Annotated in this window: 14 protein-coding genes; 11 read left to right on the forward strand and 3 right to left on the reverse strand. The window is 50.7% G+C overall.

Annotation, left to right across the window (positions count from 1 at the left end; genetic code table 11):
- Positions 1-112: 112 nt before the first annotated feature.
- Positions 113-1,294, forward strand: coding sequence for a sugar efflux transporter SetB (gene setB / locus GF617_RS07845; protein ID WP_181620154.1), 1,182 nt, complete (start codon positions 113-115; stop codon positions 1,292-1,294).
- On the opposite strand, the gene GF617_RS07850 is transcribed toward setB, so the two are convergent.
- Positions 1,291-1,545: a YkgJ family cysteine cluster protein gene (locus GF617_RS07850; RefSeq protein ID WP_181620155.1), complete on the reverse strand. Its 255-nt coding sequence runs from the start codon at positions 1,543-1,545 to the stop codon at positions 1,291-1,293. The two genes, setB and GF617_RS07850, sit on opposite strands and share 4 nt — an antisense overlap.
- A 165-nt stretch (positions 1,546-1,710) precedes the next feature.
- On the opposite strand from GF617_RS07850, the gene yeiP reads away from it, so the two are divergent.
- Positions 1,711-2,283, forward strand: coding sequence for an elongation factor P-like protein YeiP (gene yeiP, locus GF617_RS07855; RefSeq protein ID WP_006176435.1), 573 nt, complete (start codon positions 1,711-1,713; stop codon positions 2,281-2,283).
- 48 nt (positions 2,284-2,331) lie between these two features.
- On the opposite strand, the gene uxuA is transcribed toward yeiP, so the two are convergent.
- A complete protein-coding gene (gene uxuA, locus GF617_RS07860; RefSeq protein WP_181620156.1) occupies positions 2,332-3,522 on the reverse strand; it encodes a mannonate dehydratase in 1,191 nt (396 codons plus the stop codon).
- Positions 3,523-3,726: 204 nt separating this feature from the next.
- Between uxuA and GF617_RS07865 the strand changes: the two genes are divergently transcribed.
- From GF617_RS07865 to yejF, 9 genes are all read left to right on the forward strand, one after another.
- Positions 3,727-5,193 carry a mannitol dehydrogenase family protein gene (locus tag GF617_RS07865; protein WP_181620157.1) on the forward strand — a complete coding sequence of 489 codons (1,467 nt, stop codon included), beginning with the start codon at positions 3,727-3,729 and terminating at the stop codon, positions 5,191-5,193.
- Positions 5,194-5,316: 123 nt separating this feature from the next.
- Positions 5,317-6,303 carry a GTP-binding protein gene (locus tag GF617_RS07870; protein WP_181620158.1) on the forward strand — a complete coding sequence of 329 codons (987 nt, stop codon included), beginning with the start codon at positions 5,317-5,319 and terminating at the stop codon, positions 6,301-6,303.
- A gap of 34 nt (positions 6,304-6,337) precedes the next feature.
- Positions 6,338-7,051: a phosphatase PAP2 family protein gene (locus GF617_RS07875; protein WP_181623806.1), complete on the forward strand. Its 714-nt coding sequence runs from the start codon at positions 6,338-6,340 to the stop codon at positions 7,049-7,051.
- Positions 7,052-7,464: 413 nt separating this feature from the next.
- Entirely contained in the window at positions 7,465-8,034 is a 570-nt protein-coding gene (gene mepS, locus GF617_RS07880; RefSeq protein WP_203451445.1) for a bifunctional murein DD-endopeptidase/murein LD-carboxypeptidase, read from the forward strand.
- 205 nt (positions 8,035-8,239) lie between these two features.
- On the forward strand, positions 8,240-9,796 hold the full coding sequence (locus GF617_RS07885; RefSeq protein WP_203451446.1) for a cyclic di-GMP phosphodiesterase: 1,557 nt from the start codon (positions 8,240-8,242) through the stop codon (positions 9,794-9,796).
- 89 nt (positions 9,797-9,885) lie between these two features.
- Positions 9,886-11,691 carry an extracellular solute-binding protein gene (locus GF617_RS07890; RefSeq protein ID WP_181620161.1) on the forward strand — a complete coding sequence of 602 codons (1,806 nt, stop codon included), beginning with the start codon at positions 9,886-9,888 and terminating at the stop codon, positions 11,689-11,691.
- Positions 11,692-11,700: 9 nt separating this feature from the next.
- Positions 11,701-12,795, forward strand: a complete 1,095-nt coding sequence (locus GF617_RS07895) for a microcin C ABC transporter permease YejB (protein ID WP_181620162.1) — start codon at positions 11,701-11,703, stop codon at positions 12,793-12,795.
- The gene (locus tag GF617_RS07900; protein ID WP_181620163.1) at positions 12,795-13,820 is read left to right on the forward strand and encodes an ABC transporter permease; all 1,026 of its coding nucleotides are present in this window, start codon (positions 12,795-12,797) and stop codon (positions 13,818-13,820) included. Before GF617_RS07895 ends, GF617_RS07900 begins: the two co-directional genes overlap by 1 nt.
- Position 13,821: 1 nt before the next feature.
- On the forward strand, positions 13,822-15,411 hold the full coding sequence (gene yejF / locus GF617_RS07905; protein WP_203451447.1) for a microcin C ABC transporter ATP-binding protein YejF: 1,590 nt from the start codon (positions 13,822-13,824) through the stop codon (positions 15,409-15,411).
- A 3-nt stretch (positions 15,412-15,414) separates the two neighbouring features.
- Here yejF and GF617_RS07910 read toward each other — a convergent pair whose 3' ends face one another.
- Positions 15,415-15,759: a YejG family protein gene (locus GF617_RS07910; RefSeq protein WP_181620165.1), complete on the reverse strand. Its 345-nt coding sequence runs from the start codon at positions 15,757-15,759 to the stop codon at positions 15,415-15,417.
- Positions 15,760-15,961 lie beyond the last annotated feature (202 nt).

A 15,961-nucleotide genomic window follows, 5' to 3' on the forward strand; every position in this document is an offset into this window, starting at 1 on the left:
TAACTTGAAATGCCATTTTGATTTTTTGTGGCGAATTTGACCGCAGCATCTGTTTATTTTCTGACAAGCGGCGTACACTCCGCGTCTCTCGATAAATCGCTGATATAGAAACATGCACAACACCCCCGCTGCCGCCTCACCAAAGCCTTTTGATTTGACGTCAACGGCGTTTTTGATTGTTGCCTTCCTCACCGGGATCGCCGGTGCGTTACAAACTCCAACGCTCAGTCTGTTTCTGACCAACGAAGTCCACGCTCGTCCGGCAATGGTTGGCTTCTTTTTTACCGGAAGCGCCATTATCGGCATCCTGGTCAGCCAGTTTTTAGCCGGTCGCTCAGATCGAAAAGGTGACCGTAAAAGTCTTATCGTTTTTTGCTGCCTGCTGGGCGTTTTCGCCTGCCTTTTGTTTGCATGGAATCGTAACTATTTTGTACTGTTGTTTATCGGAGTTTTCCTGAGCAGCTTCGGTTCGACTGCTAACCCACAAATGTTTGCCCTTGCCCGTGAACACGCCGACCATACCGGCCGTGAAGCTGTGATGTTCAGTTCGATCCTGCGTGCCCAGGTATCGCTGGCATGGGTGATTGGCCCTCCGCTGGCCTACGCGCTGGCAATGGGTTTTGGCTTTACGGTGATGTACCTGAGCGCGGCTGTCGCTTTTGTGGTATGCGGCCTTATGGTGTGGTTCTTTTTACCGACCATGCGTAAAGAGCCAAAACCCGTGACTGGCTCACTGGAAGCGCCTCGCCGCAACCGACGTGATGCATTACTCTTATTTATAACCTGCACGCTGATGTGGGGCACAAACAGCCTGTACATCATCAATATGCCGCTGTTTATTATTGATGAACTGCATCTGCCGGAAAAACTGGCAGGGATCATGATGGGTACTGCCGCCGGGCTGGAAATCCCAACCATGCTGATTGCTGGCTATTACGCTAAGCGCTTCGGAAAGCGTTTTTTAATGCGCATTGCCGCCGCTGCCGGTTTGTTGTTCTATATCGGCATGTTAACAGTACACACCCCGGTACTGCTGCTGGGTTTACAGTTGCTGAACGCTATCTATATTGGGATTCTGGCCGGGATCGGCATGCTTTACTTCCAGGATCTGATGCCAGGCCAGGCAGGTTCAGCCACCACGCTGTATACCAATACCACCCGCGTGGGCTGGATCATTGCGGGTTCAATGGCGGGTGTTGTGGCTGAGATCTGGAGTTATCACACCGTCTTCTGGATTGCGCTGGTGATGTGCATCCTGACAATTGGCTGCCTGACACGGATTAAAGACGTTTAGGGCGCAGTGAGCGATTCCAGCTCAAGAAGATACGTCATTGCCTGTGTACGTGTGTTACCGCACATTTCTCCCGAAGGCTGAAGCCCCGCGCAAACCGCCGGGCGCAACGGTGAGGCAAAGATGAGACAGAGATTGCTTTCCGACAACTGAACACAACGCGTATTTGCAGGCTTGCCATGCGGCATCCCCGGTATAGGGCTTGAAATGGACGGTGCAATACAGCACGCGCCACAGTCTGGACGGCAATCCATAAATGCTCTCTGTCAGTGACGAAGACCCGTACAGCCGGGCATGGCGCGCACAGTAACACCTTTTTCGTATTGATAGCAAAAGCCACGAATTCCTCTTGCCTGAAAGGCTGCGCACGAGTAATTTGGCGCGATATTTTTGACCTCCCCGTGAACAGGATTACTGCAATGCCAAGAGCGAACGAAATTAAGAAAGGTATGGTACTGAATTACAACGGCAAACTGCTGATTGTGAAAGACATTGATATTCAGGCCCCGAGCGCCCGTGGTGCAGCAACGCTGTACAAAATGCGTTTTGCCGATGTCCGTACTGGCCTGAAGGTTGAAGAACGTTTTAAAGGTGATGATATCGTTGATACCGTAACCCTGACCCGTCGCTATGTTGATTTCTCTTACATTGACGGCAACGAATACGTTTTCATGGATAAAGAAGATTACACCCCGTACATCTTCACCAAAGATCAGATTGAAGAAGAGCTGCTGTTTATTCCTGAAGGCGGAATGCCGGATATGCAAGTTCTGACCTGGGATGGTGTGCTGCTGGCGCTGGAGCTGCCTCAGACTGTGGATCTGGAAATCGTTGATACAGCACCGGGTATCAAAGGCGCGTCTGCAAGTGCGCGTAACAAACCCGCCACGCTGACTACAGGTCTGGTGGTTCAGGTTCCTGAATACCTCTCTGCTGGCGAAAAAATTCGCATCCATATCGAAGAAAAGCGCTATATGGGTCGTGCAGACTAAAACGAAAAACCCGGCGAAAGCCGGGTTTTCTTTTTCCTGAAACGGCCTTTACAGCAACTCAGGATACTTCGTCATCTTCAGTGCCAGTTCCACACCGCGCACTTCAGCCATCCCTTTCAGACGACCAATCGCCGAATAGCCTGGGTTGGTTTTCTTACGCAGATCGTCCAGCATCTGATGTCCGTGATCTGGACGGAATGGGATAGGACGCACATCCCCTGCCTGTTTACGGCGTAACTCTTCAGCCAGAATAGCGTCAACCACCGCAACCATGTTCACATCGCCGCCCAGGTGTGCCGCTTCATGGAAAGTTTTTGGGTTCTCTTCACGACAGGTCGCGCGCAGGTGGGTGAAGTGAATACGATCACCAAACGTTTCAATCATCTGAACCAGGTCGTTATCGGCGCGCACACCATAAGAGCCTGTGCACATCGTAAACCCGTTATAGATGCTGTCAGCAGTCTCTTTCAGCCACTGCATATCGTCAATGGTTGAAACGATGCGTGGCAAACCGAGAATGGGACGCGGAGGATCATCCGGGTGAATCGCCAGACGAACGCCAGCCTCTTCCGCCACCGGCACAATAGCACGCAAGAAATACGCCATATTCTCGCGCAGCTGATTTTTATCGATATCACCGTATTCCGCCAGTCGTGCGCGGAACTGATCCAGGGTGTAGCCCTCTTCCGCCCCTGGCAGGCCCGCAATGATGTTACGGGTCAGTTTTTCAATATCGGCTTCACTTGCTGCAGTAAACCATGCCTGCGCCTGCTGCTGCTCTTGCGCGGTGTAGTCCGCTTCAGCACCTGGACGCTTAAGGATATGCAACTCGAATGCAGCGAACGCAATCTGATCGAAACGTAACGCTTTTGAGCCATCTGCCATCTGATACTCAAGGTCGGTACGCGTCCAGTCCAGAATGGGCATAAAGTTATAGCAGACAGTGTCAATGCCACAGGCGGCCAGGTTACGGATGCTCTGCTGATAGTGAGCAATCCAGGTCTCAAACTCACCGGAATGCGTTTTGATATCTTCATGAACAGGAATGCTTTCGACGACAGACCAGGTTAGGCCTTTTTCTGCCAGCAGCGCCTGACGCTGCTTGATTTCCTCGACCGGCCAGACCTGGCCGTTAGGAATATGATGCAGCGCCGTCACGACACCCGTAGCGCCTGCCTGACGCACATCATCAAGAGAAACCGGATCGTTCGGCCCGTACCAACGCCAGGTTTGTTCCATTGCCCACCCCTTCAAGTTGTTATACCAATATGTGTTACCGTGATGACGACTACCATACATGTTTGGCCAAAAGGGTCAATCCTGGCCAACAGATTGATTGATCAAACTCACAGAACAGGGATATTTACGGCTCACCAATTTAATTTGTTGTCATATAACTTTACACTGGCATTGTTAATTAATGGTTAATCAGGTGTGTATTTCATGAAGACTATTGCCTCCACTCAGCTCCCAGCCCACGTTCAGCAGCCTGGCTACGATCGCCAGCAGTTACGCTCCCGCATTGTTCACTTTGGGTTTGGTGCATTTCATCGTGCACATCAGGCGTTGTTAACAAATCGTGTGCTGAACGCGAAGGGAGGCGATTGGGGTATTTGTGAGATCAGCCTCTTCAGTGGCGATGTGCTGATGAGCCAGTTGCGTGCGCAAAACCATCTGTTCACTGTGCTGGAGAAAGGCGCTGAGGGGAATCAGCCCATCATTGTCGGTGCTGTTCACGAATGCCTGAATGCAAAGCTGGACTCCCTGGCGGCTATTATTGAAAAATTCTGTGAGCCCCAGGTGGCCATTGTCTCACTGACCATTACCGAAAAAGGCTACTGCATCGATCCGGCGACCGGCAAACTGGATATGCAAAACGCCCGCATTCTCCATGACCTGGAAAACCCTTCAGAGCCCCATTCCGCACCGGGTATTCTGGTGGAAGCGCTCCATCGACGTCGGGAGCGTGGCCTGCCTGCTTTTACGGTGCTCTCCTGCGACAATATTCCTGACAATGGCCATGTGGTAAAAAATGCGGTTCTCGGGATGGCTCACAAACGGTCGGCAGCCCTTGCAGAGTGGATAAGCCAGCATGTCAGTTTTCCTGGAACCATGGTCGACCGAATTGTTCCCGCCGCTACAGAGGCTTCTCTGGCAGAAATTACCCAGGAAATGGGCGTTGAAGACCCCTGCGCCATCAGTTGTGAACCCTTTATCCAGTGGGTGATTGAAGACAACTTTGTGGCTGGCCGTCCTGAATGGGAAGTGGCTGGCGTACAGCTGGTGAACGATGTTTTGCCGTGGGAACAGATGAAATTACGGATGCTGAACGGCAGTCACTCTTTCCTCGCTTATCTGGGCTATCTTGCAGGTTTCGCCCATATCAATGAATGTATGCAGGAACCCTGTTTCCGCGAGGCAGCCCACCGCTTAATGCTCGATGAACAAGCCCCCACGCTGCGTATCACAGATGTCGATTTGACAGCCTATGCCAACAGCTTGATCGAGCGTTTTGCCAACCCGGCGTTACAACACCGAACCTGGCAGATTGCGATGGATGGTAGCCAGAAATTACCACAGCGCATGCTGGAGGGGATCCGGGTGCATTTAGAACGCAAAAGCACCTGGCCACTGTTGGCTCTCGGTGTGGCAGGCTGGATGCGCTACGTCAGCGGCATAGATGATAACGGTAACGAGATTGATGTTCGTGATCCGCTCAGCGACAAAATTCGCGCACGCGTTAAAGACAGCCGCGAAGAGGATCGTGTCGACGCTCTGCTGGCTCTCAGCGAAGTCTTTGGTCAGGACCTTCCATCCGACCCGTATTTTGTCCATTCTGTGAAGCAAGCCTACCAGCTCATTACTCGCCACGGCGCACGCCAGGCTGTTATTGAAACGTTAAAAATTTAGCCATTTTTGCGATTAAGACGAACGGAGCGGCCCTCCGTTCGCCCTCCCCCTTCTCATCGCGTTCCTTTTTCGTCAGGATGGCGGATAATTGTTATAGCATCACAATTATCTTCTGGAGCGCACGTGACTAAAACCAACCTTATTACCGGCTTTCTCGGCAGCGGTAAAACCACCTCGATTCTGCATTTACTGGCCAATAAAGATCCGGCCGAAAAATGGGCCGTACTGGTAAATGAATTTGGTGAAGTCGGCATTGATGGTGCGCTGCTGTCAAACAGCGGTGCGATGATCAAAGAAATCCCCGGTGGATGTATGTGCTGCGTGAATGGGTTACCCATGCAGGTGGGTCTGAACACACTGCTGCGCCAGGGTAAACCCGATCGCCTGCTGATTGAACCAACCGGTCTGGGCCACCCAAAACAAATTCTCGATTTACTCACCGCGCCCGTATACGAACCCTGGATCGATCTGCGTGCCACGCTGTGCCTGCTTGATCCGCGCCAACTTCTTGATGAGAAAGCTCTGAGCAATGAGAACTTCCGCGATCAACTCGCCTCTGCGGATATCATCGTCGCCAATAAAGCCGATCGTGCAACGACAGAGAGTCGTGAGGCATTCGACGCCTGGTGGCAACACTTTGGTGGCGGGCGTCAGCGTATTCAGACGACTCAGGGCCATATCGAAAACGCGCTACTCGATCTTCCTCGTCTGAACCAGGCGGAACTGCCAGCCAGCGCCGCACACACCCACAGCCATAGTGTGAAGCAAGGTCTGGCCGCATTGAGCCTGCCTGAACATCAGCGCTGGCGTCGCAGCCTCAACAATGGCCAGGGCTATGAGGCCTGCGGATGGATTTTTGACGCTGATACGTGCTTTGACACAATTGGCATACTGGAGTGGGCCCGCCTCGCCCCAGTCGATCGTGTTAAGGGGATCATGAGGACACCGGATGGACTGGTACGCATAAATCGCCAGGGCGCAGATTTCTTCATTGAGACGCAAAATATTGCACCGCCTGATAGCCGAATAGAGTTAATTAGTGCGGTTAATGCAGACTGGAATGCCCTTCAGTCCAGCCTGTTGAAGCTTCGTTTAACTTCCGGAGGCTAACGTTGCCCCTGAATTAACTGCTTGCTGAATGATGATGACAACTCGATTTCCCTTGATAATTTTACTGAATGTCGCCGGTCTGGCGCTTTTCCTCTCCTGGTATTTGCCGGTGAATCATGGTTTCTGGTTCCCTCTGGATTCCGCCATTTTTCATTTCTTTAACCAGGAGTTGGTCAAAAGTGAAGCGTTCTTGTGGCTGGTCGCTGTCACTAACAACCGTGCCTTTGATGGCTGCTCGCTTCTGGCAATGGGCAGCCTGATGCTCACTTTCTGGCTGAAAGAAGATAAGGCCGGACGTCGACGTATTCTGATTATTGGACTGGTCATGTTACTGACTGCCGTGGTGCTCAACCAACTGGCACAGGCACTTATTCCGGTTAAACGCGCCAGCCCAACCCTCTTTTTTAGCAATATTAACCGCGTGAGTGAATTACTGCATATTCCGACGAAAGATGCGTCTAAAGACAGCTTCCCTGGCGATCACGGCATGATGCTGCTTATTTTTTCCGCAATTATGCTGCGTTATTTTGGTAAAAAAGCGTTCGCTGTAGCCCTGATTATTTTTGTGGTTTTTGCCTTCCCACGCGTAATGATTGGCGCGCACTGGTTTACTGATATTGCAGTAGGCTCACTTTCTGTTGCTTTGATTGGCCTGCCGTGGTGGTTAATGACCCCACTGAGCGATCGGATTATTGCCGTTTTTGAACGCTATCTTCCCGGCAAAACGCAACAAATTAAAAACAAATAACTAACCTAAATTAACCTCATCCATCAGGGATCATTTTTGATCCCTGACGCACTTTTCCCCGTCAGCTTCATTTTCGTCATCTTCTCGTAATATTATTCGTGATACAAATGAACATGTTGCACGTTTCTTAACCTAAATTGACGGCATTTTGCGCAATCCCGATTATTCACTTTCTGTATCACAATTTCTTATACAAAAACGGATATTTTTACTCGCAATGGTGTAAGCAATCGGTTAATCTCGAACTCGTTTTGCCCCATAGAGATAATTTTGCAGGGTAAAGAAATTTGTGCGTCATGCCACAAATCTGACCATAAAGAATTGTCTCGATGTGCACAGATAATTAGTCTCGTCACGTTTGGCATTTTTATAACGATATTTATCGTTAAGGACTTCAAGGGATAATAAACAAAATGGTCAAATCTCAACCGATTTTGAGATATATCTTGCGGGGGATCCCGGCGATAGCAGTAGCGATTCTGCTGTCCGCATGTAGTACATCGAATACCGCTAAGAATATGCATCCTGAGACGCGTGTTGTGGGAATGGAAGATTCCTCTTCACTGCAAGCCTCTCAGGATGAATTTGAGAATATGGTACGTAACCTGGACGTGAAGTCCCGTATTATGGACCAATATGCTGACTGGAAAGGCGTGCGCTATCGTCTTGGTGGCAGCACCAAAAAAGGTATCGATTGTTCCGGTTTTGTACAACGTACTTTCCGTGAGCAATTCGGGTTAGACCTTCCGCGTTCGACTTACGAGCAGCAGGAAATGGGTAAATCGATCTCGCGTACCAAACTGCGTACCGGCGATTTAGTTCTGTTCCGGGCTGGTTCTACAGGCCGACACGTAGGAATATACATTGGCAACGACCAGTTTGTTCATGCTTCCACCAGCAGTGGTGTGACGATATCCAGCATGAACGAGCCATATTGGAAGAAGCGCTACAACGAAGCGCGCCGCGTTCTGAGTCGCAGCTAATGACTCTATCGTATCGTTGGTTATCCCTTGGCTGACGATTCGATAAAAAAAAGCACTGCTTCGGCAGTGTTTTTTTTTGTCTGTCCATCATCAGGTCGCGAACAACATTGCCTGACTGAAGAGAATAAACCAGGCTATAGTCTTGTAAAACCGTCAGTTTAGCCGCATTGGTGCTACAAACGATACATCAGGAACAACGACGTTTATGTTCAGCCGCTACTTTTCAACCAGCCGAAAAATGCTGACCGGCAGTATCATTGCGGGGCTTCTTGTTGCCCTGCTCTGCGGCGCGTTGCAGTTCTTCACCAGCTACCACCAGCGACAAGAAAAACTCGACACGTTGATGTTAGATCTTCGTGTCTACATGAATAACTACTTCGGTGAGTTAAAAAAGACGATCGATACGCTTCAACCACTGACGTTAAGTCATTGCCGCGATGTGAGCAGTGAGCTAACGTCTCGCGCGGCGTTTAGCATTAATGTACGTGCGTTTCTACTGGTAAGAGATGGCATCGTATTTTGCTCCTCCGCAACAGGGGAAATGAACGCACCACTAACGGATTTGATGCCAGAACTTGATCTCGAAAAAAACGTTGATATGGCGCTGTTACCCGGTACGCCAATGTTGCCCAAAAAACCGGCCATTGTTATCTGGTATCGTAACCCCCTGGTAAATAATGGCGGTGTTTTTACGTCGATAAATATCAATCTGACACCTTATCTTCTCTATACCTCACGACAAGATGATTTTGCGGGTATCGCGCTGGTCGTGGGAAATAATGCGCTCTCCACGGGATCCGATCATCTGCTTAAGGCAAGCGAGTTAACCGAGCATCCCGCGCGCACCACAAAACTCGATAATCTTCCCCTGACCATTAATTTGTACGCCGAATCGTGGAAAGCAGAGAGCCTTCTGTTTGCGCTTCTTTTTGGCATGATCTCCGGGATCGCAGCCGGAACGCTGAGCTATTACATCCTGACCGTGCGCCTGAACCCAGGCAGAGAGATCTTAACCGCTATCAAACGAGACCAGTTTTACGTGGTTTACCAGCCCGTGGTGGATGCCAAAGAGTTAAAAATGCGGGGTGTCGAAGTCCTGATGCGCTGGCGTCACCCAAGCGCCGGTGAAATCCCGCCTGATGCCTTTATCAATTTTGCGGAAGCCCAAAAACTGATTGTGCCGCTGACGCTTCATCTTTTTGATCTCATCATTCGCGATGCCGCCGTTTTAAAAACCTTGCTACTACCCGGAGCAAAGCTGGGAATTAATATCGCTCCAGGCCACCTGCATGCTGAAAGCTTCAAAGATGATATGCGCAAGTTTGCCGCATCATTACCGCCTGATCATTTCCAGGTCGTTCTGGAAATAACCGAACGGGATATGCTTAATCAGCGTGAAGCAAATAAACTCTTCGACTGGCTACACCTTGAAGGTTTCGAAGTCGCTATTGATGATTTTGGTACGGGCCACAGCGCACTCATCTACCTTGAGCGTTTCACCATGGACTATCTCAAAATCGATCGCGGATTTGTGAACGCAATCGGTACTGAAACAGTGACGTCTCCCGTACTGGATGCTGTGCTAACGCTCGCAAGGCGTCTTAATATGTCAACCGTGGCGGAAGGTGTTGAAACGCCGGAGCAAGCCGCCTGGCTGCGTGAACATGGCGTTAATTTCTTGCAGGGCTACTGGATTAGCCGTCCAATGCCGCTCGCGCAGTTCATCAAATGGCAACCGGACACGCCGCCTGCAGGTGAATAATTTCACAACGGTGGCTACGTCACTTATTATTCAGCTTATCTGAATACTTCTCCGCACGTGAGTCAGAATCAAGAGGGATCCGCCGGGAGATGTTTATGCGCATTGTTGTGCTGCTATTAGCATTAGTGAGTCTGTCCAGTCAGGCCCAGGCGATTAAAGAGAGCTACGCGTTCGCCGTCCTGGGCGAACCTAAGTACGCGGTCAATTTTAATCATTTCGATTACGTTAATCCTGCTGCGCCAAAGGGGGGAAACGTGACGCTCTCCGCTATCGGCACATTTGATAACTTCAACCGTTTTGCACTGCGCGGGGTTGCCGCGGCACGTACCGAATCACTCTATGACACACTTTTTGTTACCTCAGATGATGAGCCTGGTAGCTACTATCCTCTGGTAGCTGAAAACGTTCGTTACGCTGAAGATTTCTCCTGGGCCGAAATATCACTTAATCCACGGGCACGTTTTCATGATGGTTCCCCCGTAAAAGCCAGCGATGTCGCGTTCACATTTCAGAAATTTATGACTGAGGGTGTCCCCCAGTTTCGCCTGGTCTATAAAGGCACAACCATAAAAGCCATTGCGCCGCTCACGGTACGTATTGAACTCGCCGAGCCGAATAAAGAGAACATGCTCAGCCTGTTCTCATTGCCCGTCATGCCGGCATCATTCTGGAAAAGTCATAAGCTCAGCGATCCCTTATCAACACCTCCCCTTGCAGGCGGCCCTTATCGCATCACCGACTGGCGTATGGGGCAGTATGTGGTCTATTCCCGCGTCAAAGACTACTGGGCGGCAAATTTACCCGTCAACCGTGGCCGCTGGAATTTTGACAGCCTGCGGTACGACTATTACCTCGACGATAACGTTGCCTTTGAGGCATTCAAAGCAGGTGCTTACGATTTGCGTCAGGAAAGTAGCGCTAAAAACTGGGCCACCCGCTACAAAGGTAAAAACTTTTCAAACGGCTACATTGTCAAAGACGAACATAAAAACGAATCAGCGCAAGATACGCGCTGGCTGGCGTTTAATATCCAACGCCCTATGTTTGCTGACCGTCGGGTTCGCCAGGCAATCACCCTGGCGTTTGATTTTGAATGGATGAACAAGGCCCTGTTTTACGGTGCATACAGCCGTGCTAACAGCTATTTCCAGAATACGGAGTACGCCGCCCGTCAATACCCGGATGCTGATGAACTCACCCTGCTTGCACCGTTGAAATCAGAACTTCCACCTGAAGTCTTCACACGTGTATTTCAGCCTCCGGTCTCAAAAGGCGATGGGTTCGATCGTGACAACCTGCTTAAAGCCAGCAAGTTGCTGGATGAGGCGGGATGGGCGTTAATAAATCAGCAACGCGTCAATGTGCAAACCGGAAAGCCACTCAGCTTTGAACTCCTGTTGTCCTCTGGCGGCAACGATCAGTGGGTTCTGCCTTTCCAGCATAGCCTTGCGCGGCTTGGCATTACGATGACGATACGTCAGGTGGATAACGCACAGCTTACCAACCGAATGCGGAGTCGCGATTACGATATGATGCAGCGACGCTGGCCTGCTCAACCCTGGCCGAGTGGTGACTTACAGATCTCCTGGGCATCAAGCTATATCGACTCATCGTATAACGCGCCAGGTGTTCAAAGCCCGGCGATTGATACATTGATCGCTAAAATCGTCGCGGCTCAGGGAGATAAGAACAAGCTTCTCCCTCTGGGACGTGCGCTTGATCGCGTATTAACCTGGAATTATTACATGCTGCCAATGTGGTTCATGGGCGAGGATCGCGTCGCTCGTTGGGACAAATTCTCGATGCCATCCGTTCGCCCAATCTACTCTCTGGGATTTGACAACTGGTGGTATGACGTCAATAAGGCAGCCAAACTTCCCGCAGAGCGGCGCTAAGGAATCAAGATGGGTGCTTACCTGATCCGCCGTTTATTGCTGGTTATTCCAACCCTGTGGGCCATCATCACGATTAACTTTTTTATCGTGCAAATTGCCCCTGGCGGCCCGGTCGACCAGGCAATCGCGGCTATTGAATTTGGTAATAGTAGCGGTGTACCTGGTGGTGGTGGAGAAAGCCTGAGTGCCAGCCACGCAAGAACCGGTACAGGCAATATCAGCGAGAGTCACTACCGGGGCGGGCGTGGTCTGGACCCAGAGGTGATCGCCGAGATCACCCATCGTTATGGTTTTGATAAACCCATCCATGAGCGATATTTTAAAATGCTCTGGGATTACCTGCGATTTGACTTTGGCGACAGCCTGTTTCGTAGCGCGTCAGTATTGCAACTGATTAAAGAAAGCCTTCCTGTATCCATTACTCTGGGGCTATGGGGAACGCTCATTATTTATCTGGTGTCGATTCCACTCGGCATCCGAAAAGCCGTTTACAATGGCAGTCGTTTCGATATCTGGAGCAGCACATTTATCATCATTGGCTACGCCATTCCGGCATTCCTGTTCGCGGTTATGTTGATTGTCTTTTTTGCTGGCGGCAGCTATTTCGATATTTTCCCGCTACGTGGGCTGGTATCAGCCGATTTCAGCACCTTACCCTGGTATAAAAAAATTACCGACTATTTATGGCATATCACCCTGCCCGTTCTTGCCACGGTGATTGGGGGATTTGCAGCCCTGACCATGCTCACTAAAAATGCCTTTCTCGATGAGATCCGCAAACAGTACGTGGTAACTGCCCGTGCAAAAGGCGTCAGTGAACAGCAGATCATGTGGAAACATGTTTTCCGCAACGCCATGCTGCTGGTGATTGCCAGTTTTCCTGCCACGTTCATCAGTATGTTTTTTACCGGCTCGCTGCTGATAGAGGTCATGTTCTCGCTGAACGGCCTGGGTCTGCTTGGCTATGAAGCCACTGTGTCACGCGACTATCCGGTGATGTTTGGTACACTCTACATTTTCACGCTGATTGGCCTGCTGCTGAATATCCTCAGTGATATCTGCTATACGCTGGTTGATCCCCGAATTGATTTTGAGGGCCGCTGATGCCACGTTTAAGCCCCGTCAATCAGGCCCGATGGGCCCGTTTCCGGCATAACCGCCGCGGTTACTGGTCGCTATGGATTTTTACCGTACTGTTCGTGCTAAGCATGTGTTCTGAGTTGATTGCTAACGATAAACCCCTGTTGGTGCATTTCAACGACCGCTGGTATCTCCCTGTGCTCACTCAGTACAGCGAAAGTGACTTTGGTGGACCTTTTGCCACCGTGGCTGATTACCAGGACCCCTGGCTTCGCAATCAGATTGAAAAACAGGGCTGGGCACTCTGGGCCCCAGTCCGGTTTGGTGCAAACACCATTAATTTTTCAACATCAACGCCCTTCCCCTCACCACCGTCAACACAGAACTGGCTCGGGACGGACGCCAACGGCGGTGATGTCCTGGCTCGCATTCTCTATGGCACGCGGATATCCATTTTATTTGGTTTGATGCTGACGCTATTTTCCAGCGTAATGGGTGTGATTGCTGGTGCAGTCCAGGGCTATTACGGCGGAAAAATTGATCTTTGGGGGCAGCGGTTCATTGAAGTCTGGTCTGGAATGCCAACGCTATTTCTGATTATTTTGCTCTCAAGCGTTGTACAACCTGACTTCTGGTGGCTACTTGGCATCACCGTGCTGTTTGGCTGGATGACGCTGGTTGGTGTCGTTCGCGCCGAATTTTTACGCACACGAAATTTTGATTACATCCGCGCTGCACAAGCGCTTGGGGTGAGCGACAGTGGTATCATTTTCCGCCATATGCTGCCCAATGCGGTCGTCGCCACACTGACCTTCCTGCCGTTTATTTTATGCAGTTCAATCACCACGCTGACGTCGCTAGACTTTCTCGGCTTTGGGCTCCCGCTTGGCTCACCGTCTCTTGGTGAACTGTTGCTGCAAGGCAAAAATAACCTTCAGGCTCCCTGGCTGGGTATTACCGCCTTTCTTTCCGTGGCGGTATTGCTCTCATTACTGATTTTTATTGGCGAAGCGGTACGCGATGCCTTTGATCCCAATAAGGCGGTATAAGATGACCCAGCCACTTCTGAGTATCGAAAATTTGTCGATTGCGTTTTCTCAGCAAGGGGAAATGCAGACCGTAGTCAGCGATTTATCACTGCGTATTCAGCCGGGAGAAACACTGGCACTGGTCGGTGAGTCTGGCTCAGGGAAAAGCGTTTCGGCGCTCTCCGTGTTACGTCTTCTTCCCTCTCCGCCGGTTAGTTATCCCCATGGGGATATCCTGTTTCACGGTCAATCACTGTTACGGGCTGACGAACAAACCTTACGCGGCATCCGTGGTAATAAAATTGCCATGATTTTCCAGGAGCCCATGGTGTCACTCAATCCGTTACATACTCTGGAAAAGCAGCTGTATGAAGTGCTGTCACTCCACCGTGGCATGCGAAAAGAGGCAGCACGCGGCGAGATTCTGGATTGCTTTGAACGCACCGGTATTCGCCATGCGGCAAAAAGGCTGACGGATTTTCCGCATCAACTTTCCGGGGGAGAACGTCAGCGCGTAATGATTGCGATGGCCTTGTTGACGCGTCCTGAATTACTGATTGCCGATGAACCGACTACCGCACTGGATGTCACCGTACAGGCACAAATCTTACAGCTATTGCGGGAGCTGCGTGACGAGCTGAACATGAGCCTGTTGTTCATTACTCATAACCTCAGCATCGTGAGAAAACTCGCAGACAACGTTGCGGTAATGCAAAACGGGCGTTGTGTAGAACAAAATGCAGCAAAGGTTCTGCTTAGCGCGCCTCAGCACCCCTATACACAACGTTTGCTCGATAGCGAACCTTCCGGTGACCCTGTGCCACTCAGAGCCAGCAGCGCGCCCCTGCTGCACGTTGAGAATCTGTCCGTCTCTTTCCCTGTCCGTAAAGGCATTCTGCGACGCATTGTCGATCAGAATCTGGTGCTGAAAGACATCAGCTTTTCCCTGCGGCCAGGCGAAACGCTGGGGCTGGTGGGCGAATCGGGTTCAGGCAAAAGTACCACCGGCCTCGCACTTCTGCGCTTAATTGCCTCTCAAGGCCATATTCTGTTTGATGGGATGCCATTACACAGTTTGAACCGCCGCCAGATGCTCCCTGTTCGCCCACGTATGCAGGTCGTTTTTCAGGATCCTAATTCGTCGCTTAATCCTCGCCTGAGCGTACTACAGATCGTCGAAGAGGGTTTGCGCGTACATCGTCCGGAACTCTCGGAGCAACAACGCGAAGAGGAGGTGATTCGGGTTATGGAGGAGGTTGGATTAGATCCGCATACGCGACACCGCTACCCTGCAGCGTTTTCTGGCGGGCAGCGTCAGCGTATTGCTATTGCCCGCGCGCTGATCCTCAAACCGGAGTTGATCATTCTTGATGAACCCACGTCATCGCTGGACAAAACCGTGCAGGCGCAGATTCTGGCATTACTCAAGGGATTACAGGAAAAACATCAACTGGCCTATATCTTTATCAGCCATGATTTACACGTCGTTCGCGCGTTGTGCCACCAGGTGATCGTTTTGCGGCAGGGGGAAGTGGTTGAGCAGGGTGAATGCCAGCACGTATTTTCTGCGCCAACGCAGACTTACACGCGCCAGCTGTTATCGTTAGGCTAGCGCTTAGAAAGGGTATTGACCGGAAAAGGGTTCGGCAATCGCAACACCAAAGTTTTTCAGGCGGCACGTCGCGGCGAATTCATCCTGACTTTTAACAAACAGGCATGGCTCACCTTCGCACTCCAGTACCGAGCTATCCACTTCGATATCCGTCAGCGCCTGACTGAGACGTTCCATTACGGGCCATGCGTTTTCATCATCCGGGCTCAGTAATTTGAGCGCGACCAGACAATTCTCGCAGCCTGATCCGTTTTGCGGAATCGGTTCAACTTTCGAACCTGCAAAACCCGCAGACCAGCGATAGCTCTGGGGCAAGCGATGGACAATGGAGAGTTGTAATGTATTCACGTTCGTTCCCCGGAAGCAAAAATTACTTCACAATTTATTTACATTTATAGTAACACATCATCGCTAACCTGCTCTGTTTTTGATGAGAAAACGCTTACAGCCGCATCTTGTGGGCATTAGCGTCTCATTTATCAGGGCTTTTTTTGGTGAGTTTCAGGTTCGCTTCGGCGCTATATGTACCCGTTTCTGCGATCTAACTCAA

Origin of the sequence: Lelliottia sp. RWM.1, assembly GCF_016859735.1 — a bacterium.
Lineage (GTDB): Bacteria > Pseudomonadota > Gammaproteobacteria > Enterobacterales > Enterobacteriaceae > Enterobacter.

Coding starts and splice junctions, on each gene's coding strand:
- setB (WP_181620154.1), top strand. CDS start 113: ATGCACAACACCCCCGCTGCCGCCTCACCAAAGCCTTTTGATTTGACG.
- GF617_RS07850 (WP_181620155.1), bottom strand. CDS start 1,545: ATGGATTGCCGTCCAGACTGTGGCGCGTGCTGTATTGCACCGTCCATT.
- yeiP (WP_006176435.1), top strand. CDS start 1,711: ATGCCAAGAGCGAACGAAATTAAGAAAGGTATGGTACTGAATTACAAC.
- uxuA (WP_181620156.1), bottom strand. CDS start 3,522: ATGGAACAAACCTGGCGTTGGTACGGGCCGAACGATCCGGTTTCTCTT.
- GF617_RS07865 (WP_181620157.1), top strand. CDS start 3,727: ATGAAGACTATTGCCTCCACTCAGCTCCCAGCCCACGTTCAGCAGCCT.
- GF617_RS07875 (WP_181623806.1), top strand. CDS start 6,338: ATGACAACTCGATTTCCCTTGATAATTTTACTGAATGTCGCCGGTCTG.
- mepS (WP_203451445.1), top strand. CDS start 7,465: ATGGTCAAATCTCAACCGATTTTGAGATATATCTTGCGGGGGATCCCG.
- GF617_RS07885 (WP_203451446.1), top strand. CDS start 8,240: ATGTTCAGCCGCTACTTTTCAACCAGCCGAAAAATGCTGACCGGCAGT.
- GF617_RS07890 (WP_181620161.1), top strand. CDS start 9,886: ATGTTTATGCGCATTGTTGTGCTGCTATTAGCATTAGTGAGTCTGTCC.
- GF617_RS07895 (WP_181620162.1), top strand. CDS start 11,701: ATGGGTGCTTACCTGATCCGCCGTTTATTGCTGGTTATTCCAACCCTG.
- GF617_RS07900 (WP_181620163.1), top strand. CDS start 12,795: ATGCCACGTTTAAGCCCCGTCAATCAGGCCCGATGGGCCCGTTTCCGG.
- yejF (WP_203451447.1), top strand. CDS start 13,822: ATGACCCAGCCACTTCTGAGTATCGAAAATTTGTCGATTGCGTTTTCT.